This window comes from Photobacterium leiognathi (assembly GCF_030685535.1).
Classification (GTDB): Bacteria; Pseudomonadota; Gammaproteobacteria; order Enterobacterales; family Vibrionaceae; genus Photobacterium; species Photobacterium leiognathi.
Map to the genome: position 1 here is coordinate 483,663 of NZ_CP131599.1, position 24,623 is coordinate 508,285.

A 24,623-nucleotide genomic window follows, 5' to 3' on the forward strand; every position below is an offset into this window, starting at 1 on the left:
CACGCTCTACTGGGGACGTTATGTCACGCACAATTATCTATACCTACAAAAAAGAAGAAAAAGAGATCATTTTCTCTTTTGATCAATTCCGTAATATTCATGAAGCGGTTGCTGCGGCAGAAGGTATCGACTTAACGTCATTTTTAAAAATGGAACAGCAAGTAGAGGCGGTTTCTAACTCAAGTAAAGCTGCACGTGATTTCCGTGATAGCCACTTCCGTAAGCTAGGTTTTGGTAAAATTGCGTTAGCGAAGAAAGAAAACCGTGGCGTTGGTCAAAAGTAATTGAACCAAGTCTGATAGAAAAGCTGGCTTTTAACGCCAGCTTAATTGATCTTATAACTCGTTATACTTTTTAGCTGAGCCGTAGCATTTATCAACGGGGTATTTTTCGTTATTTTTTTCTAGTTTTCGTTGGCAGGCATCTGAAATATCGATATCGCATTTATCGGCTAATCTAACGAGATACATCATTACATCTGCAATTTCTTCTTCAAGTTGTTGTTTCTTTTCCACTGAAAGCTCCTCGCTTTGCTCTGGTGTAAGCCATTGGAATATTTCAGTGATCTCTGCGACTTCGCCACTCAGTGCCATTGAAAGGTTTTTTGGAGTATGGAATTGATCCCAATCTCGCTGCTCTGCAAAGGCGCGTAACTGTTGTTTTAAATGTAGAAGATCAGAACTGTTAGACATAATGCGTTACTGGTTGAGAGTTTGAATGCAGGATAAACAAAAACACCGCGCTAAGCACTAACACCTATCACTTAAGAAATTGATTGGTTGCACGATCTTTCAGATAGTTAAAAATACCCTCAGTTTTGCAAAACTGGGGGTATTTTTTATGTTGTCACATTGGCTCATTGATGTAGATGCGTTTGCAGCACCAGAATCACTCTCATTATTTCAAAGAGACTTACCTCTTGAGTGGATTCAACAAGCATTAGATGAAACCAATAAGGCCAGTATACGCAGACGAAAATTACCTGCGGAATTGGTTGTTTGGTTAATCGTTGGAATTGGCCTATATCGTAATAGATCGATAACCGATGTCTTGAATAAACTTGATTTGCAATTATCGCGATCACAAGGTGATTCTATTGCACCAAGTGCTATCCCTCAGGCGCGAAAACGATTGACAGCACAGCCTCTAAAAGCACTTTTCTCACTCACTGCCAAATATTGGACGAAAGCCGAAGATAGCGGAGACACATGGAAAGGCTTACGCCTTTTCTCTGTCGATGGAACTCAATTTAGAAGTCATGATACTCCAGAATTAGCGAGTCACTTTCAGTATGTCAAACACGGTAAGATACAGCATACAGAATACCCTATCGTCAGGTTATGTGCTTTATGCTCCCTTCGTAGTCGATTAATACACAACGTAGCATTTGGTCCCAGCAATATTGGTGAAGAGAACTATGCTAAACAGCTTATATCCTCAATAACGCCAGATTCTTTAACTATTTTTGACCGATGTTATCTTGGCGCCGAGTTGATGATTAATTGGCAACGTCAGCATGATTCGAGTCATTGGATGACTCCAATTAAATCAAATACGCGATATACCGTCATTAAGCAGCTTGATGAAGCAGGACGAGATTTGATTGTAGAAATGGATGTATCCAAATATGCAAGAGCTAAAGACCCAAGCCTTCCTGAAAAATGGCAAGCTCGATTAGTGCTTTATCCAGAAAAAACTCAAAAATATCATATCCAAGGGCTTCTTACTTCCTTAGTTGGTGAGCATTATAGCTATCAAGCTTTGCTTGATGTTTATTTCGAACGTTGGGAGATAGAAAACAGTTATGGTGAAATAAAACGTGACATGCTTGAAGATGAAATATTATTGCGTAGTCAATCAGTAGAAGGTATTGAGCAAGAAATATGGGGAATATTGATAGCTTATAATCTTGTTCGCTTAGAAATAAGTAGAATAGCGGCAGAAGCGAATGTTTCACCATTACGGATAAGTTTTATGATGGCGTTAAGAGATATTCAAGATGAATTAATGTGGTGTGCCATCGCTTCGCCAGGTTCAATTCCTCAAAAACTGAGAGCAATGAGAAAACAAGTAAAGCGTTACATATTACCTGAAAGAAAAAAACGGCCCAAGCAGAGAGCCGTTCGTATCAATAAAACTCGTTATCCAGTTCGTTCCAAACACCTTAAGTGATAGGTGTTAGCGCTAAGCACGGTGTTTAACGGTGTATATGATTAGTGAGGAAGTGCGATTTTCTTCTTTCTGTGGAACAGACTAGGCAATGCTTCAAGGGTACATAGGATCAAGCCAAACCAAATTAAACCAAAGCTTACTGCTTTTGTTTGATCAAACACTTCGCCAAACAAGAACACCGCTAGTAAGAACTGTAAGCTTGGCTCTATGTACTGCATTAAACCAACCATGGTTAAACTTGTACGGTTTAACGCTAGTGCAAAAAAGATCAATGGTGCAACGGTAACGGGTGCTGAACCGACATAAAGTAAGAATGTAGTTGCGCCTGACGTTAACGATACACTGTCGCCTGACAGATATAGCCAGATCATGTAGATAACAGCAAAAGGTGTTAATACTGCCGCTTCAATGGTTACAGAGGTTAATGCATCATACTTGATGTACTTCTTTGTTAAGCCATAAATGGCAAAGAAACTACCCATGATCAGTGATAACCAAGGTAATTCACCGTACTGCCATACTTGATAACCGATACCAATAATAGCTAATGCGACAGCTGCAACTTGGGCTTTACTAAGCCTCTCACTTAAAAAGAATAACCCTAGCGCAATAGCAAATAGTGGGTTAATGAAATAACCAAGACTAGCCGCTAAAACTTCACCATGGGTGATAGCCCAGGTAAACGCATACCAAGAAACACTCATAATACAGCCAGCAATAAAGCACATAAACAGTGATTTCTTATCTGCCAGTAGCGTGCTGATTGTAGGTAACGGGCGTTTTAGTAATAACATGACCAATAGCATAACAGGCACTGAGAAAATAATTCTAAGTGCTAATAGTTCATTGGTATTTGCTTGTGGCAGGAACTGATAATACAGAGGGAGGATACCCCAAAGTACAAAAGAAAACGCCGCCAGCATATTTCCAGCACGACGAGATTGCATTTATCTACCTAAAGTGAAATGTAAATATTTGAAATAGAATTTGTTGGCAAGAGTTTGCCATGTCGGCTAAGTTAGAGAGAACTAGTCGATAATCGCGCTATTTTGGCACTGAATCGTGATAAGTCAATAGCAACCTATCTCTATATAGCATAAAATTATAAACAATATTTAATCACTGTTTATTCGGTTTTTTGTTAAACTTCCTAAGTTAGGTTGTGGTGGTGCAAATGGCCGCTACGGCTCACTTTTAGGGCTTATAATTGAGAGAAAATGATGACTAAACTAACGTCAGATATCCAAGCTAACAAGCTAATGTTTGTTGAAGAAACACAAAATACACGTATTGTTTGGAGCCTTCGCAACGAAGAGGGTGATTGGCTATCTGTTGCTTCATCTGAGTTTGAAGATTCAGAAGTAATGCCTTTCTGGTCAAATGAAGCAGATGCGAAAGCTCAATGTGCTGATGAGTGGGCTGAGTTCCAACCAAGCGAACTGCCTTTAGATATCTTCCTAGAAGACTGGATGATCACTTTAGCTGAAGATGGTGTTCTTGTTGGTCTTAACTGGAACCAAGATCTTGAAGGTCTTGAGCTAGAGCCTAGCGATGTTGCTAAGCTTTACATCTAAGCCAGTAAAGTTCTAAAAATCGCCCCTCATTATTTTTTGCATATATAGCAAACGATGTGAGGGGCGATGTTTTTTAAGCTTCGTTCTGATGGCTGTTATCCATATCAACAGCACTTTTACGTTCTGCCAGCTCGTTATCTAATTGAGCGATTTTATCAGCCATTAATTGATGGCATTGTTCAGCCAATTCTCTTGCTTGTGTCGCTTTCAATCCTGTTGTTTGAATTGGTGGCAGCATTTCAGCAATAACAGTTCCGTTATCCCATTTGTTTAAATCAATTTTATTGTGTGTTGTGCTGATAACAACGGGAATAATAGGCACACCAGCTTCAATCGCCATTCTAAAAGCTCCTGTCTTAAACGGCAGTAATCCACGCCCTTTACTTCGTGTGCCTTCAGGATAAACCCACACAGATAAGTCACGGCTATGAATAGCATCCGCGACTTGTTGAATGGTATTACGGGCTTTAGATTTGTTTTCTCTATCAATCAGAATATTACCAGTGATCCAATAGAGTTGACCAAAGAAAGGGAGCGAAACCAGACTCTTTTTACCTAAAGAAACGGTTCTCGGACGCAGCATACCGGGCGTAGTAACGAAATCGAAAACACTCTGGTGATTGGATATATAAACAGCGTTAGGAATGTCCTGACTATTGTCTAAACCGCGCTGTTCTATCTTAACACCTGTAATTTTTTGCAGTTGGTTAAACCAGCGACAAAAAGTATATACATGTTTAGGTGCACGAGGTCGATTTATGAGGCAATAGATAAGTGCGCAAAGGGTAGTAATGATAATAAATAGTGTGGCAATTAAAATCCGTATAAAAGACAGCACATAAACTCCTTATGCTATTTACTTGAACTAACAACAGGTTAGCGCAAACTTAGCTCAAATGCTAATTGTAACAGTATTGTAATTGTATTAAGCGATTAAAGTTATACCCAAGCAACCTCAAGATGCAGTGTTCAGCGAGACGACCTTAGTTCTCAGGCGCGGCAACGATTCGGAGATATAGTGGTTCTACATTGAGAATTGTTAACAAAGTCTGAGAGCTAAGGACGCTCGCCCTTTGGGAGCGTGTCACTGAGCCGACTTCTTGCGTCAGACAACTTGGAAAGAGCTCGCTATTCCGCTTCGTTGTCTTCCTTGAATTCAACTCAGTGACTTCGCTCTGAATCAGGCATCTTGAAGTCGCTTGGGTATATTTATAAGTAATTAATATCTATAAAAAATACATAAAATATGATGTGGGATGCATATTGTTAACAGATCTAACAATTACATTTTCAGCTTTGATCGTGAAGAAAATCGCAGATGTATTTATAGATAAGTAAATTACTGGATCTTGAAAAGAAATCACGTAAGAATCACTCGCAGATAACGTTATGTTGATTTAGTAACGGTATCTCTTCTGTTGTATGGAATTTCAGGCTTGCGTTTATCGTAAGCCTTTTTTTTAAGCTTAGTTGGGTAATAGTTTTACCATATTATATCGCTCAAATTCTATTCCATTTCTTACTGCGATTTCTGTATCTATTAATTCGAAACCGAGTTGTTTAAATAAAGGCTTTGATAATTTGCTAGCCGTTACGCTAATCGTGGTTTGATGAGTTTTTATCGCTATTTGTTCCAACTGTTGATATATCGCTCTTCCAATTCCTTGACGTGATACTTGAGGTGATACGTACAGTAGCGAAACATAATTATGAGGATGCAACTGACCAAACCCAATAGCATGATTATGAGCATCAATAGCAATAATGACGTCGCCTTGTTGAAGTAATTCAGCAAATGCTTCGGGATGTTGTTGCGGATAATTTGCCCACATTTCAATTTGTGCTGAGTTATAGAAGCGGGGCGCAAGTTGAATGATAGACTGGCTGTAAATTTCAGCGAGTTGTTTTTTAAATGTATCGTTGTAATTAATGAATGTAATTGGGCGCATAGGATTTTAATATATTTCTGATATTTGAGATTAAAATTTAAAATATTGTGAACTGTATTGTCGGCTGGACGTCAAATTTATTATGATAATGTGCACTTCGTCCCTATTATTGGTATTATTTTAGGACATAATTAATTTAGTTATATGAAATTTAGTGTTGCAGGGTAAATTTTGAAGAACGGATTTAAATACAATAAATATGCATTAGTCGCATTGGCTTTAATGTCAGTGGTTGGGTGTTCTTCGACTAACTCTGTAAATGATGAAACGGCATCGAATGCTAAATCTGCAGAAACAAAGTCTGTAGGTAAGGAAATAGCATTTACCAATAGCATGTTGAAAGATGATATTCCTAAACAGTTAAAAAGGAATTCATCTATTGATACAGGTATGTTTGATGGCGTTTACCACACATGGAAGGGTACACCGTACCGCTTAGGCGGCACGACGAAGAAAGGGATTGATTGTTCAGCATTTGTACAAGTGGGTTATTCCAGTGTTTATCAAATGATGCTGCCACGTACAACGTTAGAGCTGGTGAAAAAAGGACGTAAAATTTCACGTAATAATGCTAAAGAAGGAGACTTAGTCTTTTTCCGAACGGGTCGTAATACACGTCACGTGGGCATTTATTTAGGAAATTCAGAATTCTTGCATGCTTCTCAATCAAGAGGGGTGATGATTTCACGATTAGATAATCCTTATTGGAAACGACACTTTTGGCAAATTCGACGAATGCCTAAATCGTGAGCTTAGAAATATAAAAAAGCCCAGCATAAAATTGCTGGGCTTTTTATTTGTGTAAAATTTAAAGATATTTGGCTGCGGCTATTCTCGCTAATAATCCCATAGGCGTTGTTACACCGGTAGTGGCATTAAATAGCTTGCCATTTTTTACAATCAAAATAGTGGGTGTAACGGTAATGCCTAATTCTTGGCTGAGTTGGCCGTTTGCGTCATTAATAACAGGGAATCGATAATCTTTGCTCCCCATATAAGCACGTAGCTTTCGGTCATCACCAGAGCGAATAGCAATGCTGGTTACTTTTACATTTAAATCGTTTTGATACTGCTGTAGTAAATTAATCGAAGGACTAACAAAACGACAGCTAGGGCACCATGTTGCCCATAAATACAGCACAACAGGTTGTTGATAACTACTGGTTAGCCAATCAATGTCATGTTGATTAATGGTTTTCTCTACTGATTGATGTTGTACCGAAACCTTTAGATCTTTATTACGCCAAAGATCAACAGCAATACTGATCACAGTAACAACAAGAATGATAACAATACTGCTTTTTAGCCGTCCTTGGCCTAACTTCCATGTCATTTTCTATCCCTTTACTTTTTGCTTGCTTGTTGAATAGCGTTTAGCACTTCATCGTTGGTTAAGATCACTGGTAGTGGAATACCTTCTGGGGCATTCGGGCCATAGACAATATTGAATGGCACACCAAAGCGACCATGAGATTGTAAAAAGCCTGTCACGTAATCAGATGGCTTGGTCCAATCGCCACGCATTAGCTCAATGTTGTCAGCTGATAGGGCAGAGTACACTGGCTCTTGCAGTAATACGCCAACCTTGTTTGCTTTACAGGTAATACACCAATCAGCAGTGACATCAACAAAGACAGTTTTTCCTTGTGCGACTTGCTCGGCGATCTTATCTGTATTCAGAACGTCCCAGTGATGATCATCAGCTAATGGTTTAGCCCAGTGGCTGGTGGTTAGGCTGCCTACAATTAAGCTACCTGCCACACCAAGCAGTAATACGGCGGTTGTAATAATGACACTTTTACGGCCTTTCTTACGACCAAGTTGCCATAAGATAAATAGCATAATGGCAATACCAATTGCCCAAACTACAGCTGTATTAAAGAAACTGGTCATTAAGCTTAACAGCCACACACTGGTTGCCTAGCATCATTAAGCCAAATAGGGTCTTAACACGATCCATCCATAAACCTGGCTTGGGCAATATATTCGCAAGTTGAGGGAAAATGGCAATGAGCAGCCACGGTGCAGCCATACCAACAGCTAATGCAGTGAAGATAGCAAACAAGGTGATGTAATTAGCCCCTAATGCAAACGCAACCGCAGTACCTAAAAATGGCGCACTACAAGGTGTTGCTAACAGTGTTGCAAACATCCCTTGGATAAAGTGACCTAAGTGTGAGTTATCACCTTTTGATGCCATCCATGTATTGGCATTGCTTGAAAGTCGAATTTCAAATAACCCCAACATATTGGCACCAAATAGCACGGTGATAGCGATCATAATGCCAATAAACCAAGGGCTTTGGAATTGAATACCCCAGCCAAGTGCTTGTCCTGAGAACTTCATCAGTGCTAAGAAGCCTGCAAGTAGCCAGAATGAAGTTAGAATACCTGCCGCAGAGGCAATGAATTGGGTGCGAATTTGACGCTTCTCCAATCCTTTAGCAGAAATAACGCTGCTTAGTTTCATACCCAGCACTGGCAGTACACAAGGCATGATATTAAGAATTAAGCCACCTAATAGCGCAAAACCAATGATTTCCAACAGATTGTTATTGGTGTTTGGAATGATCACTGGCTCATCTGTTGCGGTTGCTTTCATCTCAACAGCTAAATCATTATCACCAATGGTAACTTGTAGTGGTTCGCCAACAAGTTTAGGGGTGCCAAACCAACTGGTTACAGGGACTGTTGCGTAGAGGGTTTGATCTTTAATTGTCACTTTAGGCGCAAGGAAAGAGCTATCTTTAACTGCTTTTGAATGTCCATCAATCAGTACATCCGGTTTTGTCCAACCCGCTTTGTTGGTCGCAACAACAGTGACGATTTTTTTGTTCTGATCGTAAGAGACTTTGTCTAGCGTAACAGCTGGTGATGACTTAGGAACATGGCTATAGCCCTTGTTATATAAGAACATCGCATCAGTTGATGTGGTTAGCTTGGTCGGATTAAAGTCTAATGCTAATTCATAGTCAGTCAGGACACAGATGCTAGTACAAGAAGACATGGTTAGCTTACCTGCAAGAAACACAGGTTTGTTCATGTCTTTAACATGAATAGACAGCGGGAAGATAACATCATGCTTATAGCCTAAGGTTTCTACCCCTAGGAATTCATAACGCTTTGGCATCGGCCATTGCCAATCAACACTTTCAACGTTACTCGACATATCCCAATTAACAGACGGGGCAACGCCACCTTCACCTGGTGATCGCCAATAGGTTTTCCAGTCTTTATCAAGTTTGACTTCTAATAAGCCTTGGACCGTATGGTTAGCGAGATCTTTCTCACCTGTTAGTACCAAGCGTACTTGCACAGGTGGATGCTGGGGATTGGTTACCCAACCTGTCGTGATCTCCGGTGAGGCATAGGAAAGTGGGGTGAAAAAGATACTTAGCAGCGCACCGAATATGGCATAGATGAAATAAGTATTCAGATATAGTTTTTTCAATCTTGAACTCCGTGTTAACAATGCGCAGAAACATTGCAATGTTATCAAACGTGGGTGTAACGATATTAGTGTTATGACTAAATAGACCCGCTAGAGAGAAGATCTATTTCATTGAATTACAAACTTTTATCACAGTAGTAACAGACATTACTTTGTATTTTTAGTTCGTTTGTCTAAACCTAATATGGCGATATTAATCACTATTGTAGGTTCATAGTAATAGCTATTAGGATGTGAACCAATTTTTTAATTTTGTAACGAGGCTTTGCTGGGAGGATTTTTTCCCTAAATAGTAAGCCTGCATTAAGCGTTGACGTAGTAGCTCCGCTTGAGGATCTGCATTTTTCATTGTTGCCGAAGTTGTAAATAATTGCTGACAAATCGTTTCGGCTTGCTCGTTAGCGTAGCTATAGTCAATCTGGCTTGCACCTTGTACAAGTAACCACAACAGAGAAACAATGGTGTATTGTTCGCTCTCTTGATGTTGGAATTTTGAAGCATGATCTGCGCCAACAGTGTTCTCAAAGACAGACTGCATCTGGTGATAAGCTTGCTGCTGTGTATGCCATTGTTGTGACAACAGTTGGTGTTGTTGTGTCATTAAGCCTAACAGTAAATCGAGAGGTGCACGATCAGGGCGTTGTTGGCAAATATCGAGAAAACGAGGCGTAAAACTAGAGATAAATTGGTTGATAAGCACTTGATCTTCTGATGATAAATCAAGCTTCTCTATGCCGAGTGAAAAAAATAGTGATTTGAGATCTGTCATGGCATTAATATCGTACTGAAATGGTCGCACAGAATAACATGGACACCTAGCGAGTAATAATAAATAGGAAATGAGAATGACTAAAATTTACGATTTTGAAGTGAAAAACATCACAGGGGATATGCTTTCGCTTGAAAAGTACCAAGGTAAAGTGCTTTTGATTGTGAATACGGCTAGTGAATGTGGATTTACCCCACAATATGAAACATTACAGGCGCTGTTTGATAAGTATAAAGAGCAGGGGTTAGTGATCCTTGGTTTTCCATGTAACCAATTTGGTGGGCAAGAGCCGGGCACTGAAGCGGAAATAGCACAAAGTTGTTTAGTTAATTATGGTGTTACTTTCCCGATGTTCAGTAAAGTGGATGTAAAAGGTGCACAGGCAGATCCGCTATTTACTTATTTAGTCAAAGCGTTGCCTGGTGTGTTAGGAGCAAATATTAAATGGAATTTTACTAAGTTTTTAATTGCACCGGACGGTACGCCTGTTAAACGTTATGCGCCGACGACTAAACCGTTGGATATTGAGGTGGATATTGTCAAATTACTAGCATGATCATGTCTTCGCAGTGGTTTGAGAAAATTGGATAATTTCTATAATTAACTGCTGCTTATTATTCGCGTGTTGCTCCCTCATTTTATGAAGGAGCAAATTGATTGCTTTTGCCCGCCGTCCTGCTTTTTTATATTGCTCCAAATAGTGATTGAGAAAATCAATTTGTACTGCGCTATCGTTAAAATCCCCTAATTTGGATTGCATTGACTTCATGGTTTTAGCGGTGATAGTCAACGTCAGTTGTTCGGAAACAGATGAATAAAGTTCTAAACCATAACGAAGCTTCTTACATTTAATTCTTAAGGCATGAAGTTGGTTATCTTCTGTTTCTGTATTGATCGTTGCTGTGAGTTTTAAAACCTTTTTGCTGAGCTGCGTTAAAAGCCTATTAATGCTTGTTATGTTTGATGAGGTTGTTTGATTGTCTACAGCTAATAAATGTTTTAGTTGGAAGGCAATTTCACCGTGGGCTGCTTTATATTCATCACTCTTAAGCCAATGTTTATTTTTTTTATAGGTTTTCTGGCGTTGGTGCTGCAAATCATCGAAAAACCGTGCCAGCCCTAAATGATGTTTATGTTCAATCAAGCTGAAGTAATGCTCCATCTGCATTAGATAGACATCAAGATCTCGCTGTAGGTTAGTGAGTTGCATGAGATTTTTGATGGCAAGATTAAGCAGTTCAACTTGTGTTGGATTAAACAGTGAATGGTGCAGGGTTAAAATGGCTCGGATACGGCGTAATGTAACGCGGTATTGATGAAGAAATTCAGGATCATCGTCTTTAATAATGCCTTTTTCATATTGAGTACAAAAGGCGAATTCTTTTTTAAGGTAGCGACGAATGTCTGTAGCTAGCGGTAATTTTGAATCAATAGGATAAACATAGGACGTTTTTCGAGGAAGCTCAAAAGTGTCTCGTTTATGCATAATCCTACCCAAGTAATAAAAAGCACTATAAGGATTAAATATAGTTCACGGCTACGCTTTCTGCTTGAATCATAACGGTAAATACAAGCTGTAAAATCAATGGCAATAAGATGTTACAGCAATAAATTAATTAATATTCAATTTGCTAATGTGAAACTTACCACTGCAAACCACTCCCTGCTAAACGTTAAAAGAGTTATCGATATCTTTAACAGGAGACTGCAATGACTGAACTATGGAATCCTTTAGGTACAGATGGTTTTGAGTTTGTTGAATACACTGCGCCATCAGCGGAGGGCATTGAACTGTTAAAGCAATTATTCTCAAAAATGGGTTTTGCAGAAATTGCTAAACATAAGCACAAAGCGGTTTGGTTATATCGGCAAGGTGATATCAGCTTTATTGTTAATGGTGATCATTCATCACAAGCGGATCAATTTGCTAAAGCGCATGGTACAAGCGTTAATGCGATGGCATTTCGTGTTAAAGATGTCGATAAAGCGTTAGCTTATGCAGTTAAACAAGGTGCTATTATTCATCCTACACAGGCAGGTCCCATGGAGTTGAATATTCCTGCAATAGAAGGAATAGGCGGAGCCTTGTTATATTTGGTTGATCGTTATGGTGAACATGACATTTATGAAGTGGATTTTGACTACTATCACGACTATCAACAACGGTTAATGAAAGCTGATAAGGGATTGAAAAATATCGATCATCTTACTCATAACGTTCAAATGGGTAACATGAATAAATGGTCTGATTTCTACACTAGAATTGCCAATTTTCGCCAAGTTAAATATTTTGATATCAAAGGTCAGCTAACTGGTTTAAAATCTCGCGCAATGACATCCCCATGCGGCAAGATTCGTATTCCTATCAATGAATCTAGTGACGAATACTCACAAATTGCCGAATACCTAAAACAATATAAAGGCGAAGGCATTCAACATATTGCTTTAAGCTCTGATGATATTGCTACCACGGTAGCGAAATTGCGTGAGTCGGAAGTGATTTTTATGGATACGCCTGATACTTATTATGAGTTAATAAGTAAAAGGATTGACCGTCACGATGAAAATGTTGCTATGTTACAGCATCACAAAATACTGATAGATAGTGATGAAGATGGTATTTTGTTGCAAATTTTTACCGAGACCGTGATCGGACCTGTGTTTTTTGAGATTATTCAGCGTAAAGGAAATGAGGGTTTTGGTGAGGGTAATTTTCAAGCCTTGTTTGAATCAATTGAACTCGATCAAATTCGTCGTGGTGTGTTAAATGCTAAAGCTTAATTAGGGACGATTTAAGCAACGTGTTTCTCTGTTCATAAATATAAATTTGATATTTTGTCAATGTTAAATTTATGTCAGAGAGATGGTTAATGCTCGCTATACTGTAGTATTATCCTTATAAAGTATTGGATTTATTACTACTACAGCAATAGTGGGTTTGTAATATGATTAATAAAGATACAATAGTGAACAAAAATAATAAATTTCTTGTTGGGTGGCGTGAAATCGCAGCTTTACCTGACCTTGGTATCAGTGATATTCACGTAAAAGTTGATACTGGTGCACGTAGTTCATGTTTACATACGTTTAAGATTGAAGAATTTACTCGCGATGGCGAGGCATGGGTTAAATTTTGGATTCACCCAATCCACAATAACACTGAAGTAGAACAAGTTTGTGAAGCGAAAATCGCAGACAAGCGTATTGTACGTAACTCAGGTGGTGACGAACAACTACGCTACTTTATTGTTTCTACAATTGATTTTAACGGTCAGCAATGGTAAATTGAAATTTCGTTAACAAGTCGTGATAACATGGCGTTCCGTATGCTACTTGGTCGTACGGCGATGCATGAGCGTATTATTGTTGACCCGGAAGCTTCTTATCTCATTAAAACTCAAGGCTAGTTGTCATGAAAATTGGTATTTTATCTCGTAACCGTTCACTTTACTCGACAGCTCGTCTTATTGAAGCCGCAGAGCAACGTGGTCATGAAATTAAAGTGATTGATGCACTACGTTGTTACATGAATATCAACTCAGAAAAGCCACAGATCCACTTTAAAGGTGAAGATCTAGTGAATTTTGACGCGATTATTCCACGTATCGGTGCTTCTGTGACGTTCTACGGTACAGCGGTATTGCGTCAGTTTGAGATGATGGGCGTTTACACAGTAAATGAATCTGTAGCGATCAGCCGTTCTCGTGACAAACTGCGTTCAATGCAACTGCTATCTCGTAAGTGTATTGGTATGCCTGTTACTGGTTTTGCAAGCAAGCCTGATGATGTTAAAGACTTACTTGACATGGTAGGTGGTGCACCTGTAGTGATTAAACTACTTGAAGGTACACAAGGTATCGGTGTTGTACTTGCTGAGACACGTAAAGCTGCTGAAAGTGTTATCGAAGCATTCATGGGTTTGAAAGCAAACATCATGGTGCAGGAATACATTAAAGAAGCAGGCGGTGCAGATATCCGTTGTTTCGTGATTGGCGATAAAGTAATTGCAGCGATGAAGCGTCAAGGTGCTGAAGGTGAATTCCGTTCAAACCTACACCGTGGCGGTAGCGCAGCACTTGTTAAGATCACACCAGAAGAGCGTAAGACAGCAGTGGCTGCAGCGAAGATCATGGGCTTAGGCGTAGCAGGTGTTGACCTACTTCGTTCTGATCGTGGTCCACTAGTGATGGAAGTAAACTCATCACCAGGTCTTGAAGGTATCGAGAAAGCAACAGGTAAAGATATCGCGGGCATGATCATCGAGTACATCGAGAAAAATGCAGTGAAAAAATCTTCACTTCGTAACAAAGGCTAATTTAACCTAAGTTATTCTTTGTATTAAAAAAGGCGTCCATTGGACGCCTTTTTTGTTGCTAATAGAATGTTATCTTATAGCTGCTTTTCAATAGGTAATGCACCTGCAACCCAAGCGCCCATTTTTAGCAAAATACCGCTATCTGGCTCTGAGGTGTATTGTTGACCAGTTGTATCGTCATTCCATACGATGTCACCATTTTCATCAAGGGATAAGCGGTAAGCATCTTTTAGTAGTGAGTTGCTGATCTGGTTATACACTTGACCAGAAAACTCAGGAGAATCCACAATTACACCAAGCTCAGTATTTAGGTAAGCTGAACGTGGGTCAAAGTTAAATGAACCAACAAAAATCTTTGATTTATCAAGAATAAACGTTTTTGCATGTAAGCTAGTACGAGAACGGCTTAGCCACTTATGCTTCGTTTTTTGCCCTGGCTCAACTTTCACTTCATATAGCTTTACACCACCTTCAAGCATAAGCTTACGGTATTTTGCGTACCAGCCATGTACAGCGAACACATCGTTTGATGCTAATGAGTTCGTTACGATGGTGATGTTCTTACCACTTTTCGCCGCTTTTGCTAGTTCTTTAGCGCCTTCTTCTGTTGGTACAAAGTAAGGTGATACTAAGAAGAAGTCGTGATCTGCTTTTGCAATCATTTCAGATAGCTTATGTAACAGTAGATCATCTTTGCTGTTAGCCACTTTGTACGGTGTATCGTAAAGCAGCTCTGCATCCGTCCAGAATAGCGGCAGTGTTTCATCCATTAATTGTTTCACCATCGGGTGGTGCTTTAATGAACGAGCGTAATCAGTTGACATGTATTTAAGCTGAGCTTGTTTCCATTGGGCTAGTTGCTCAGGTGTAGGCTCATGTGCTTCGCTTACTAACGCCTCAATAGGGGTTGCTGGCTTACTGTTCCAGTATTCATCGAATTGGCGAGAGAATTGTGGGATCACTTTACCTAACATGATCAGGTCGAAGTCACCAAATTCTACATCGCTGTTTGCCGAGAAATATTCATCACCAATATTACGACCACCAGTGATCGCGAAAACACCATCAGCAATGATTGCTTTGTTATGCATACGACGGTTTAGACGATCAAAATCGGTCAAAAAGCTTAGTGGCTTAATCGTACGGTTTGAAAATGGGTTAAATAAACGCACTTCAACGTTAGGGTGAGCCGATAAACTTGCTAGTGCTTGATCATCACGATTTTGCATGTCGTCAAGTAATAGACGTACACGAACGCCACGCTCTGCTGCTTGGTATAAATACCAAGTTAATAGACCACTTGTCGCATCGTCACGGTAGATGTAGTACTGCACATCCAACGTTTTTTCTGCACCTTCAATAATCGCTAAACGTGCCAGTAGGGCTGCTTGGCCATCACCTAATGGGTAGAAACCTGTTTTATCTGGGTGCTTGCTCGTATAAGGCAGTGAGCTTTGGTATAGGTTGGTTTTGAAGTTATCAACATTAGAGTAGCTCGTCTGTTTTTCTGTTGATAATGGTTGCGCACAACCAACAAGAGTCAGTACACCCGTCGCGATAATTGAATGGGTGAAAAGTTTTTTATAGTGTTTTAAACGGTTCATGAATACTACAACAAAATAAATTTGGGCGAATTCTACAGAGGAATAACCTCATACGCTGTAAGGAAAGCTAGTTTATGTGATCACTGCAATATTTGATAAAACAAATATAGAAAGAAGTGTAACAAATTGAGAAATAGATAAAATCAGTCAATAAAAAAGCCCGAAATCATCACTGATATCGGGCTTTTAAGGTAATGCTATGACTTAGTTAGCTGTTGCTTCAACACCATGCCATTGGTAGTGATTATTTGGCTTCTTACTCACAATACCTTCATCAAGTAATTGCTTGAAAATCGAATCCACTTCATCAGTAGAGATGTTTAAGAATTTACTCACCGCGCGTTTGCTACAGTTTACTTTATTGTGGCTAAGGGCATCGATAGCTTGCTCATAAGGTGTTTTTGGCACCTCAGGTTCAATGACAATTTCTTCAGCCTCATGTACTTCAACATCAGTAATTTCAGATGTACCAACACTTGATGGATCAAAATGCTCTAGTAGCTTCGGTTGTTCCATCTCATTGTAACCCGCCATTTCTAACATCTGATTATGACGGAATTTATGACGGAAACGGTTTTCTTCACCAATTAAGCCAACGAAGAAAGCGGCAAAGAAATCCAACAACACTGAGAGGAATACCACTAAGCCAAGCTGCGCTGATTGCGGTGTCACATGTAATGTATCCGCTAAGCTGTCGATTAAGCCTAATACCGAACCTTGGCTCACAACAGGAATGCTATCGCGCTCCATTGCCAATTGTTGTTGCTGTTTACGTAATTCATCATTTTGTTTTTGAATACGCGTTACACCTGAAGCAATACGTTCCATTTGAATGTATTTCTCAGCAGCCACATTGTTAAGATCGATCTGTTTTTCGATCGCATCAATTTGCATGTTGTATGCATTGATCTTACTTTTTTGTACGTTTACTTCACTCTGTGCTTTATTGGTTGCACTGTTAATACCACCAATAGAGCCGCCGATAGAAATAGCCGCTAATACCGCATAGAAGGTAAAGGCTGAAAGCGTACCCGTATAGTTACGTCGTGCTTTTCGTTCACCAACTTCATACCAAGCAAAGAATTTACCTAATTCGAAAATGACAGCTAAGCCACCGAATAGGAATTTCATCAATGGATCATCATCAATAGAAAGGAATAATAGCAGCGAGAAGACAATAGAGGCGAGAATGGCTGCGCAGGTAAAACTATAAACTGTCCACATTGCGAATAATCCTTTCGGATAGCGAATGTGGCTTTTCTGATCGTAAAGCATAAATAAGTCTGGCTAATAAGCTCGTGGTCGCTTGTCGTATATAACGCCAAGCAAAAATTAAGGGCTTATAGGATACCTTAAAAAAGCGTTGAACCCTTATAAAACGTGGCTTCCAGCGTCTTTTCGATGGAATTTTACACACCGCTTTCATTGCTGTTTAAAACGCAATCAATTACTGCTTAGAAACTACACATAATGCGATGTTAAATACGATTGGTGAACATAAATAATTCATTTTGGATAAGGCGTAGCAGAATATTCATGTATTTGGATACTGGCTGTTTTTCTTAATATTCGAGCAATAGTGGAAGAAGAGTCATTATTATTTGTCATTTTGCTGACATGTTTCGATGGTGTAATTTGAATAATATTAGCAATACAGTTTTTACGGGTAGTTTTGTGAATTATCAACCACAATCGAATGCGATGGGAAGCATCGATCAACGGGTTAAGGACAACACCACACCGATTTTTTACACTGAAAGAGAGCGCGTTATGTACGAACGCTTAGGTCAGTCCTATGCGTGGTACAAAATAATGGAAGACGAATGGTTAGACATTGAGCAAAAGTGTCTTGATGCTTTTTATGCTGCATGTGCACAATTGAAAAAGTTTGATTTTCAATCTTATAAAGAAATTAGCAGCAATAAACCTCATGTTTTGTTTGAAATACAACGTGTTCAGATAAAGCATCCAGTGTCTCCGGCAGTACAAACATATTTAGATAACTTATTAATTCAACGAGATTTAATTTATCCTGAATGGCTTCGTGCTCAAAAAGCATTGGAGTATATTGAGTCTGAAAAAGCATACTTACGTGCCTTAAAAGACGTAGCACATAATTAATCCTGCTAAAAGCTGACCTATACTTATTATTAATTTTAACTGATAAGGGGGTCAGCAATGTTCTTTACCAGTGAACATAAAATGACAAATGAAGAGCAATTCTTTATTAAATCTCAATATATCGGTAGCAATTTACCCTCTGATTTACAACTTCATCTCGCCTTGGTTTATGTCGATGATCATACTTTTCAATGTGTTTGGGAAGCAGAGTCCATAGAGTCCGTTGCACTCTATGTAGAATCGCAATTGGCAGGTTGTTGTCATAGCCACTATTTTGAAGTTGATCCATTTACAGCGGTTGGCGCTTAATATCGACTCTCTAACATATTTATAGGTATATTGCTGTGTAGATTGCGGGTATCAAAAGGTAAATGATTTTTCATACAGAAAGCACTAAAGAAACTCTGGGTTATTTTTAATAGCAATCAGCCTGATGTACGCAGTTTCTCCCCGCGTTCTTTGCTTCATATAAAGCGTTATCAGCGAGTTTTAATACGCTTTCGGGCTCATGCTCTATATAGTTTTCAGCCACGCCAATACTTACTGTAACTTTGACCGATTTGGATTTTTTACGTTGTCCGCGTTCTTTTAAGCCTGCATGATCGCTGTGAGGGCGGTTATCATGATCGCGGATGATCATTTTGTATTTAGCTATCTTTTCACGCAACTCTTCGAGTAAAGGTAAACATTGCTCAATGGTTTTCCCTTTAAATAAAATCGTAAACTCTTCACCACCATAACGAAATGCTTTACCACCACCTTCTATCTGTTTTAAAAGGCTAGCTACAAGCTTTAGAACATCATCACCAGTTTCGTGACCGTATTTATCATTAAACTTTTTAAAGTGATCGACATCGATCATCGCTAAGGTAAATGTTCTGCCTAAATGTTTGAGTTCATTATCAAGGGCTCTACGTCCTGGAATTTCAGTTAGTTGATCAATAAAAGCAAGTTCATGACTACAACTAATTATATTAATTAACAGCATTAGAGCAACGATGCTAAAGGCAACGCTGGAGATAAAGGGATAGTGGAAGAAGGTAAATGTGAGAAAACTAAACAGTAAGCAGATGAATACAGCCTGATCTGAACTATGGTTACGCTTTAAGATCGTAGAAGCGTTGCTACATGTTAGCGCTAAATTCAAAACGAGTAAGATCAAAGGTAACGGGGATAAATTGCGATAGGAAAATAAGTAAACCTCCCACCACGCACTCAGATCTGAATCTTTGAAATGATGGTAAACAAGGGCAGCCCAGCCTATTTGTAGCAATAAGAAACAGCTGAATAATGCGCCAAAGCGAGAGAATAGGCGTTTGTCAGGCATGATATGTACTTGCAGAAGATTAAACGGTAATAACCCTGCGAGTAAGCTGAAAACAAGTTTAATTTCGTCATTGGTGAGAGGAGATTGTAATTGATTGATGATGATGGTGTATGCCACCAACATGATAAGAGCGACGAAACCAGTTCTACCTTGATTAAATGGCTGGCTGAGAAAGATAACAACAGAAAATAGAATGTAAGGGATATTAATAAGCAAATTTTGATAGTTTGCGAGTGTGGCAGTGCAGAATGGTAAAGCAATGAGCATTAAGGTTGCAATCGTTAGCGGGATCAGCAACCGCATGCCAGCAGAACGAAAGTGTGAAGAAAAGAGCATGAATCTAAAACCTTAATTAAGAATAAATACGTATATCTGTGAGCTAATATGAGCTGGAAATCTATCGTATTTGTAATCTTCCTTGAATGAGTAGCCGTTACAACCCGTTATTGTAGTTATATCGGCTACTACATCAATAACTTAAGTTACTGATCTTTATTTAAATAAGGAAACAGTGTTTTAATTTGCTCTGCGGTTAAATTTTCAACACACTCAATATTACGTTCAGGGATCGCTTCAGGATCTGGGTAATGCTTTAATACTTTTTCCATACTGTCTTCACGGATCAGGTGAAAAACAGGATATGGAGAGCGGTTCGTGAGGTTTTCTGCATCATCCGGTTCAGTACCATAGAAGCAGTAATTAGGATGGAAGCTAGCAATTTGATAGACACCACTTTTACCTAATTGAACGACGAGCCCTTCCACTAGATCTAAGAACTGATTGTAGTCATCAAATTCTTTAAATAAGTAAGGCGCGACAACCAATGTGGTTTCTAATTCAGAAACTGGCGTTTCATCAAGCTCTTTCAATTGGAGATAGATTGTTTCTAGTAAATCATTTTCAGTTGTATCGCTACTAACAAATATTTTGATCTGCTTGTTACGTTGCGGTTTAGCAGCAAAAGGGCAGAGATTTAATCCGATCACCACATCGTTTAGCCATTGTTCAACGGCTTTTTCAATATCTTTGATCTGTTGAGTATTCTGTTCTGTTGTTGAGTTCATGGACTGACTTTCCAATATTTTTATTATAAAAAAGGCCAGCAAAGGCCTGTCTCTTATACACAAATCCCTAAGCCAATGCTTGGGGATTTTTTTGAACTAATTTTATGTTTCATGATCTGATCATCTAAGCAATGATAAGGATGATTATGATGACCTATATAGAACCAACTCTTTGGGCTCAAAAACAATTCGGTCAAGCCGATCTTAATGACCCAAGACGAACTCAAAGACTCGTTGCTCTAGCTACCTCTCTGGCTGAACAACCTGGTATCCCTATCTCAAAACTCATCATCTCCCCAGCCGATATGGAAGGGGCTTATCGCTTTATTCGTAATGACCAAATCAAAGCAGAAGATATTGCAGAAGCTGTATTCTATGTCACAGCACAAGAAGCTTTAGAGCAACAAACACTGCTTGCATTGGAAGATACCACTTCTCTAAGTTACTCACATCACAGCATACAAGATACACTCGGGCATTCCAATCAAGGTAATCGACACCGAGCAATGTTCGTTCATTCAACATTGCTTTTTGCTCCCGAAACTCACACTGTGGTTGGTTTAATCGAACAACAACGCTGGACCCGAGATATTGACAAACGTGGTCAAGGACACCAGCACGCACTCGACCATACAAAGAAAAAGAAAGTTATAAATGGGAACAAGCATCTCGCCATGTTGCAGAGCGACTAGGCGAGAAAATGTCAGAGGTTATTTCTGTATGTGATAGAGAAGCCGATTTATTCGAGTACCTCACTTACAAGCACGAGCAACAACAACGATTTATCGTTCGCTCAATGCAAAGTCGCTGTATCGAGGAGCATGATAATCGTCTTTATGACTACGCTTCCAAGTTGTTATCAGCAGGAAGCAAAGAGCTAAAAATACCGCAAAAAGGCGGTCGTAAGTCCCGCACGGCTCATCTAGACATCAAATATGCTCCCGTGACACTTAAGTCTCCCGCCAATAAAAAAGAGTTCGATAATATCTCTCTCTACTATGTTGGATGTATAGAGCAAGGTGAGAGTGACGACAAGCTCGCATGGCATTTACTGACATCAGAGCCTGTAACGAACAAAGAGGAAGCACTTAACATCGTCAGTTATTATGAGCGTCGTTGGCTGATAGAAGATTTTCACAAGGTTTGGAAAAGTGAAGGCACGCAAGTTGAACAACTGAGAATGCAAAGTAAAGATAACTTAGAAAGGCTCAGTGTTATTTTGGCATTTATTGCTACTCGTTTACTCCAGTTAAGATTTATGAACGAATCTAAAGAGTTATCTAGTAGTTGTTGTGAACGGGTGTTAAAAGGTAAAGCGTGGAAGCTTGTGTGGTTAAAATTGGAGAAGAAAAAGCTGCCCAAAGAAGCACCAAATATATCGTGGGCTTACAAAAGTATTGCACGGTTAGGTGGTTGGAAAGATACCAAGCGGACGGGTCGCGCTTCTGTAAAGACATTATGGCAAGGATGGTTTAGGTTACAAACCATCCTTGAAGGATATGAACTAGCTAAGTCTCTTGAACACAATGACTTGTGATCAAGAGACAGAGCAAAGGCTGGCCTTTTAAGAGGTTAATAACAATTATGCTTTAACTTCTTCTTTATTCTCTTCTGTAGCAGATGCATCAGTATTTTCTGTCGCTTCTGGTGCAGGGAATTGCTTCACAGGTTTTGCAATTAGTTGGCGAGTAGTACTACGAATTTCAGCTAGTGTTACATCAAATGTGTCACCTAGCTGGTACTCTTTAATACCATCAATAGTGATAATACCTAGCTCGCCACTACAGCTAATGCGCTCTTTATTATCCAAGATAAGCGGACTTGGAATAAACGCAGATGCACCGTTTTCAAGTAGACGAACACGCATACCTGCACGGTTAATATCAAATACTTCAGCGTTAAATATGGTTGCATTTTTTACTGCATCTTTTAAAAGGCGCACGTATAACCAATCAGATACGTCACGCTCAGCCATACGGTGATGACGGCGGTGTAGTGCAATTTCATCACCTACATTATCATCAGGTTTTTGGCTTGGCTCGTTACCTGTGATCAATGCTTTTAATAGGCGATGGTTGATCATATCGCCGTACTTACGAATTGGTGATGTCCAAGTTGCGTAAACATCTAGACCCATCGCATAGTGAGGAGCAGGCGTATTTGCAACTTCACTGTAAGCTTGGAATTTACGCAGACGGTTATCTAGGTAAGTTGTTTCAAGGGTGTTTAACCAACGGCGTAATGCACTAAAGCCTTCGAGCTCAAGTAGCTGTTCTTTCTCGAACGGCGCTTCAGCTTCAGTGAGGAATTCCATTGCAGTATCCAGTTTTTCTGGATTAAAACCGCTATGAACGTTAAACACACCTGTACCGAATTTCTCTTGTAGCGCACGACCAGCACAAATGTTTGCTGTGATCATGGCTTCTTCAATCATACGGTTTGCTGTACGACGTGCATCAGTGTGGATTGCGATAACGTCGTTATCTTCGCTTAGTTCAAAGCGGTAATCTGGACGATCAGGGAACACAACCGCATTCTCTTTACGCCACTTGCTACGCGCATCAGCAAACGCATGTAGTGCACGAACTTGTGCTTCAATGATGTCGTTTGGAGCCCAGTTTTCAGTGCTGCTGTTTTCAAGGAAATCAGACACATTATCGTAAGATAGACGGCCTTGAGATTTGATCCATGCTGCAAAGAATTCGATGTTATCTTGGATAACGCCGTCTTTATCAACAGTTACACGACAACAAATAGCTGGACGCTTTTCGTTTTCGATCAGTGAACATAGCTCATCACTGAGTTCACGCGGTAGCATTGGGATATTACGACCAGGTAAGTAGATGGTAAAACCACGTTCACGGGCTTCATCATCCATCTTATCGCCAACAGCAATGTAAGACGTTGGGTCTGCAATCGCAATGGTGATATCAAAGCTACCGTCATCGTTAGCAACGGTATAGATTGCATCATCCATATCTTTGGTTGATTCACCATCAATAGTGATAAACGGTAAATCAGTCAGATCTTGGCGCTCAAGACCTTCATCTAACATATTCCAACTTTCTTGTGGTGCAGGCTCTGCGTTAGGAAGGTTGTGATGTGCAAGTGTTACCCACCAAGGTGCAATCTTATCGTTGCTATCGGTGATTTTTTCTTTGATATCGCAGAAGAAAGTCTTGTTATTATCAACAAGAGGGTGGCGAGTTAAATAAGCGACAACCCAGTCACCTTCTTTTAGTGATTCTGGATTTAGGCCTTTAGTAGCTTTCGCTTTAATCGCTTCTTTTAACTGAGGATGATCAGGCACAACGTGCAGACGATCACGAATGAGTTTTACACGACCAATAAAACGAGTGATTGATTGTTCAACCAACTCTTGTGGTTCAGCCACTTCACGTTCTTTTTCTGTACGGATAACTGCCATAACACGGTCACCGTGCATAACATTTTTCATGTATGCAGGCGGAACGAAAAAGCTTTCTTTATTATCAGTCTCTAGAAAGCCAAAACCGCGATCAGTCGCTTTGATATTACCTTCCTTTTTAGGAAGTGTTTCTTGAATTTGCTTTTTAAGCTGTGCTAACAGCGGATTATCTTGAAACATTATGCCTGGTCTCAGATTTGTAACGCTGACACTATACTTTTTTGGGTTGATAAAACCAATATTTGGCTAATGAAATTTTACGTTAACTTCGATAACAGGATAAGCCATTAGTAAATAGAAGCATGAAATTATCATAATGAAGTGAGTTTAGTCGTTATTCGAAAATATAAGAGAAAATGTAATAATATGAAAAAATAAGCTTTGTGATTAATAATCGTAATAAATGAACATTTTGCAGCCTTTAGCATGTGGAACGGCTGTTTTAGATAGCCTTATATTCTATTTTTATGATTAATTTTATATAAAATTCAAATGTTTAGTTTGTTAATTGTAATGTGGGAGATGCTTAGTTAAGCCGAGTGATTTTTCATCAATTAGCAAAAATATAAAATTAATAATAAGAAAAGGAAATGCTAGATAGATAATAAAGAAGGGTAGAATATAAAAACACTTTTATTCTATTCTAACCTCAGTTTAATGCATGTATTGTAAGTATTTACAATAACATAGTGCATCCTATCGTTGTTCTATAAAGCAGTGTGTTTGTCTGTTATTCTAATTGTTCAATAAATGGTTGCTTGGTCGGTGTTTTGTGACGTTCCTCAATTTTTTCTGGCTTTTTATCAAGTATTAGCGCACAATGCGTCCCCTATTAGTCGAGGCCCGTGCT

General features: G+C 39.3%; 21 protein-coding genes and 3 pseudogenes. 11 read left to right on the plus strand and 13 right to left on the minus strand.

Translation table 11 applies throughout. The features are described 5' to 3' along the window. The first annotated feature begins 20 nt into the window (after positions 1-20). Positions 21-284, plus strand: coding sequence for a DUF2960 domain-containing protein (locus Q7674_RS02310; protein WP_008989596.1), 264 nt, complete (start codon positions 21-23; stop codon positions 282-284). A gap of 51 nt (positions 285-335) precedes the next feature. On the opposite strand, the gene Q7674_RS02315 is transcribed toward Q7674_RS02310, so the two are convergent. Continuing rightward, positions 336-692: a nucleotide pyrophosphohydrolase gene (locus Q7674_RS02315; protein WP_045064565.1), complete on the minus strand. Its 357-nt coding sequence runs from the start codon at positions 690-692 to the stop codon at positions 336-338. 148 nt (positions 693-840) lie between these two features. Here Q7674_RS02315 and Q7674_RS02320 point away from each other — a divergent pair, with 148 nt between their 5' ends. After that, the gene (locus tag Q7674_RS02320) at positions 841-2,172 is read left to right on the plus strand and encodes an IS4 family transposase (protein ID WP_305422452.1); all 1,332 of its coding nucleotides are present in this window, start codon (positions 841-843) and stop codon (positions 2,170-2,172) included. A 41-nt stretch (positions 2,173-2,213) separates the two neighbouring features. Here the strand turns inward: Q7674_RS02320 and rarD are convergent, their stop codons facing one another. Beyond that, complete coding sequence (gene rarD / locus Q7674_RS02325; protein ID WP_023934693.1) at positions 2,214-3,119, minus strand: EamA family transporter RarD; 906 nt, start codon at positions 3,117-3,119, stop codon at positions 2,214-2,216. 273 nt (positions 3,120-3,392) lie between these two features. On the opposite strand from rarD, the gene Q7674_RS02330 reads away from it, so the two are divergent. Continuing rightward, positions 3,393-3,746: a DUF2750 domain-containing protein gene (locus Q7674_RS02330; RefSeq protein ID WP_008989593.1), complete on the plus strand. Its 354-nt coding sequence runs from the start codon at positions 3,393-3,395 to the stop codon at positions 3,744-3,746. Between the two features lie 73 nt (positions 3,747-3,819). On the opposite strand, the gene Q7674_RS02335 is transcribed toward Q7674_RS02330, so the two are convergent. Then, on the minus strand, positions 3,820-4,584 hold the full coding sequence (locus Q7674_RS02335; RefSeq protein WP_045066169.1) for a 1-acylglycerol-3-phosphate O-acyltransferase: 765 nt from the start codon (positions 4,582-4,584) through the stop codon (positions 3,820-3,822). A gap of 628 nt (positions 4,585-5,212) precedes the next feature. Then, entirely contained in the window at positions 5,213-5,695 is a 483-nt protein-coding gene (locus Q7674_RS02340) for a GNAT family N-acetyltransferase (protein ID WP_023934695.1), read from the minus strand. A gap of 228 nt (positions 5,696-5,923) precedes the next feature. Between Q7674_RS02340 and Q7674_RS02345 the strand changes: the two genes are divergently transcribed. After that, entirely contained in the window at positions 5,924-6,445 is a 522-nt protein-coding gene (locus Q7674_RS02345) for an NlpC/P60 family protein (RefSeq protein WP_042117932.1), read from the plus strand. A 58-nt stretch (positions 6,446-6,503) separates the two neighbouring features. Here the strand turns inward: Q7674_RS02345 and Q7674_RS02350 are convergent, their stop codons facing one another. From Q7674_RS02350 to Q7674_RS02360, 3 genes and pseudogenes are all read right to left on the minus strand, one after another. Beyond that, entirely contained in the window at positions 6,504-7,028 is a 525-nt protein-coding gene (locus Q7674_RS02350; RefSeq protein ID WP_023934696.1) for a protein disulfide oxidoreductase, read from the minus strand. Positions 7,029-7,039: 11 nt separating this feature from the next. Further along, positions 7,040-9,146, minus strand: a pseudogene (locus Q7674_RS02355) (protein-disulfide reductase DsbD family protein). 226 nt (positions 9,147-9,372) lie between these two features. After that, the gene (locus tag Q7674_RS02360) at positions 9,373-9,915 is read right to left on the minus strand and encodes a hypothetical protein (protein ID WP_045066170.1); all 543 of its coding nucleotides are present in this window, start codon (positions 9,913-9,915) and stop codon (positions 9,373-9,375) included. Positions 9,916-9,991: 76 nt separating this feature from the next. On the opposite strand from Q7674_RS02360, the gene Q7674_RS02365 reads away from it, so the two are divergent. Beyond that, positions 9,992-10,471 carry a glutathione peroxidase gene (locus Q7674_RS02365; protein ID WP_045066171.1) on the plus strand — a complete coding sequence of 160 codons (480 nt, stop codon included), beginning with the start codon at positions 9,992-9,994 and terminating at the stop codon, positions 10,469-10,471. On the opposite strand, the gene Q7674_RS02370 is transcribed toward Q7674_RS02365, so the two are convergent. Continuing rightward, the gene (locus Q7674_RS02370; protein ID WP_045066173.1) at positions 10,472-11,401 is read right to left on the minus strand and encodes a CHAD domain-containing protein; all 930 of its coding nucleotides are present in this window, start codon (positions 11,399-11,401) and stop codon (positions 10,472-10,474) included. It lies immediately after the preceding gene. A gap of 224 nt (positions 11,402-11,625) precedes the next feature. Here Q7674_RS02370 and hppD point away from each other — a divergent pair, with 224 nt between their 5' ends. The 3 genes and pseudogenes from hppD to rimK all read left to right on the plus strand — a co-directional run bounded on the left by hppD (position 11,626) and on the right by rimK (position 14,230). Next, a complete protein-coding gene (gene hppD / locus Q7674_RS02375; protein ID WP_023934701.1) occupies positions 11,626-12,696 on the plus strand; it encodes a 4-hydroxyphenylpyruvate dioxygenase in 1,071 nt (356 codons plus the stop codon). 164 nt (positions 12,697-12,860) lie between these two features. Further along, positions 12,861-13,322, plus strand: a pseudogene (locus tag Q7674_RS02380) (ATP-dependent zinc protease family protein). A 5-nt stretch (positions 13,323-13,327) separates the two neighbouring features. Beyond that, the gene (gene rimK, locus Q7674_RS02385; protein WP_008989581.1) at positions 13,328-14,230 is read left to right on the plus strand and encodes a 30S ribosomal protein S6--L-glutamate ligase; all 903 of its coding nucleotides are present in this window, start codon (positions 13,328-13,330) and stop codon (positions 14,228-14,230) included. A gap of 74 nt (positions 14,231-14,304) precedes the next feature. Here rimK and Q7674_RS02390 read toward each other — a convergent pair whose 3' ends face one another. Together Q7674_RS02390 and Q7674_RS02395 are read right to left on the minus strand one after the other, a co-directional pair. Further along, the gene (locus tag Q7674_RS02390) at positions 14,305-15,834 is read right to left on the minus strand and encodes a phospholipase D family protein (protein ID WP_008989580.1); all 1,530 of its coding nucleotides are present in this window, start codon (positions 15,832-15,834) and stop codon (positions 14,305-14,307) included. Between the two features lie 204 nt (positions 15,835-16,038). Then, on the minus strand, positions 16,039-17,058 hold the full coding sequence (locus Q7674_RS02395) for a Preprotein translocase subunit SecY (protein ID WP_305422457.1): 1,020 nt from the start codon (positions 17,056-17,058) through the stop codon (positions 16,039-16,041). Between the two features lie 411 nt (positions 17,059-17,469). Here Q7674_RS02395 and Q7674_RS02400 point away from each other — a divergent pair, with 411 nt between their 5' ends. After that, on the plus strand, positions 17,470-17,955 hold the full coding sequence (locus Q7674_RS02400) for a hypothetical protein (RefSeq protein ID WP_305422459.1): 486 nt from the start codon (positions 17,470-17,472) through the stop codon (positions 17,953-17,955). 57 nt (positions 17,956-18,012) lie between these two features. Then, entirely contained in the window at positions 18,013-18,264 is a 252-nt protein-coding gene (locus Q7674_RS02405) for a hypothetical protein (RefSeq protein ID WP_045066175.1), read from the plus strand. Positions 18,265-18,370: 106 nt separating this feature from the next. Here the strand turns inward: Q7674_RS02405 and Q7674_RS02410 are convergent, their stop codons facing one another. Continuing rightward, the gene (locus tag Q7674_RS02410; protein WP_045066176.1) at positions 18,371-19,618 is read right to left on the minus strand and encodes a GGDEF domain-containing protein; all 1,248 of its coding nucleotides are present in this window, start codon (positions 19,616-19,618) and stop codon (positions 18,371-18,373) included. Positions 19,619-19,764: 146 nt separating this feature from the next. Further along, a complete protein-coding gene (locus Q7674_RS02415) occupies positions 19,765-20,346 on the minus strand; it encodes a DUF1415 domain-containing protein (RefSeq protein WP_023934704.1) in 582 nt (193 codons plus the stop codon). 149 nt (positions 20,347-20,495) lie between these two features. On the opposite strand from Q7674_RS02415, the pseudogene Q7674_RS02420 reads away from it, so the two are divergent. Next, a pseudogene (locus Q7674_RS02420) lies at positions 20,496-21,883 on the plus strand (IS4 family transposase). 45 nt (positions 21,884-21,928) lie between these two features. On the opposite strand, the gene Q7674_RS02425 reads toward Q7674_RS02420, so the two are convergent. After that, positions 21,929-23,953, minus strand: coding sequence for an exoribonuclease II (locus Q7674_RS02425; RefSeq protein ID WP_045063720.1), 2,025 nt, complete (start codon positions 23,951-23,953; stop codon positions 21,929-21,931). Positions 23,954-24,623 lie beyond the last annotated feature (670 nt).

Excerpts from the sequence above, each read along its gene's own strand:
- hppD (WP_023934701.1), top strand. The coding sequence starts at position 11,626 with ATGACTGAACTATGGAATCCTTTAGGTACAGATGGTTTTGAGTTTGTT.
- Q7674_RS02390 (WP_008989580.1), bottom strand. The coding sequence starts at position 15,834 with ATGAACCGTTTAAAACACTATAAAAAACTTTTCACCCATTCAATTATC.
- Q7674_RS02330 (WP_008989593.1), top strand. The coding sequence starts at position 3,393 with ATGACTAAACTAACGTCAGATATCCAAGCTAACAAGCTAATGTTTGTT.
- Q7674_RS02350 (WP_023934696.1), bottom strand. The coding sequence starts at position 7,028 with ATGACATGGAAGTTAGGCCAAGGACGGCTAAAAAGCAGTATTGTTATC.
- Q7674_RS02365 (WP_045066171.1), top strand. The coding sequence starts at position 9,992 with ATGACTAAAATTTACGATTTTGAAGTGAAAAACATCACAGGGGATATG.
- rimK (WP_008989581.1), top strand. The coding sequence starts at position 13,328 with ATGAAAATTGGTATTTTATCTCGTAACCGTTCACTTTACTCGACAGCT.
- Q7674_RS02340 (WP_023934695.1), bottom strand. The coding sequence starts at position 5,695 with ATGCGCCCAATTACATTCATTAATTACAACGATACATTTAAAAAACAA.
- Q7674_RS02310 (WP_008989596.1), top strand. The coding sequence starts at position 21 with ATGTCACGCACAATTATCTATACCTACAAAAAAGAAGAAAAAGAGATC.
- Q7674_RS02320 (WP_305422452.1), top strand. The coding sequence starts at position 841 with ATGTTGTCACATTGGCTCATTGATGTAGATGCGTTTGCAGCACCAGAA.
- Q7674_RS02425 (WP_045063720.1), bottom strand. The coding sequence starts at position 23,953 with ATGTTTCAAGATAATCCGCTGTTAGCACAGCTTAAAAAGCAAATTCAA.
- Q7674_RS02370 (WP_045066173.1), bottom strand. The coding sequence starts at position 11,401 with ATGCATAAACGAGACACTTTTGAGCTTCCTCGAAAAACGTCCTATGTT.
- Q7674_RS02410 (WP_045066176.1), bottom strand. The coding sequence starts at position 19,618 with ATGCTCTTTTCTTCACACTTTCGTTCTGCTGGCATGCGGTTGCTGATC.
- Q7674_RS02315 (WP_045064565.1), bottom strand. The coding sequence starts at position 692 with ATGTCTAACAGTTCTGATCTTCTACATTTAAAACAACAGTTACGCGCC.
- Q7674_RS02415 (WP_023934704.1), bottom strand. The coding sequence starts at position 20,346 with ATGAACTCAACAACAGAACAGAATACTCAACAGATCAAAGATATTGAA.
- Q7674_RS02405 (WP_045066175.1), top strand. The coding sequence starts at position 18,013 with ATGTTCTTTACCAGTGAACATAAAATGACAAATGAAGAGCAATTCTTT.
- Q7674_RS02360 (WP_045066170.1), bottom strand. The coding sequence starts at position 9,915 with ATGACAGATCTCAAATCACTATTTTTTTCACTCGGCATAGAGAAGCTT.
- Q7674_RS02395 (WP_305422457.1), bottom strand. The coding sequence starts at position 17,058 with ATGTGGACAGTTTATAGTTTTACCTGCGCAGCCATTCTCGCCTCTATT.
- rarD (WP_023934693.1), bottom strand. The coding sequence starts at position 3,119 with ATGCAATCTCGTCGTGCTGGAAATATGCTGGCGGCGTTTTCTTTTGTA.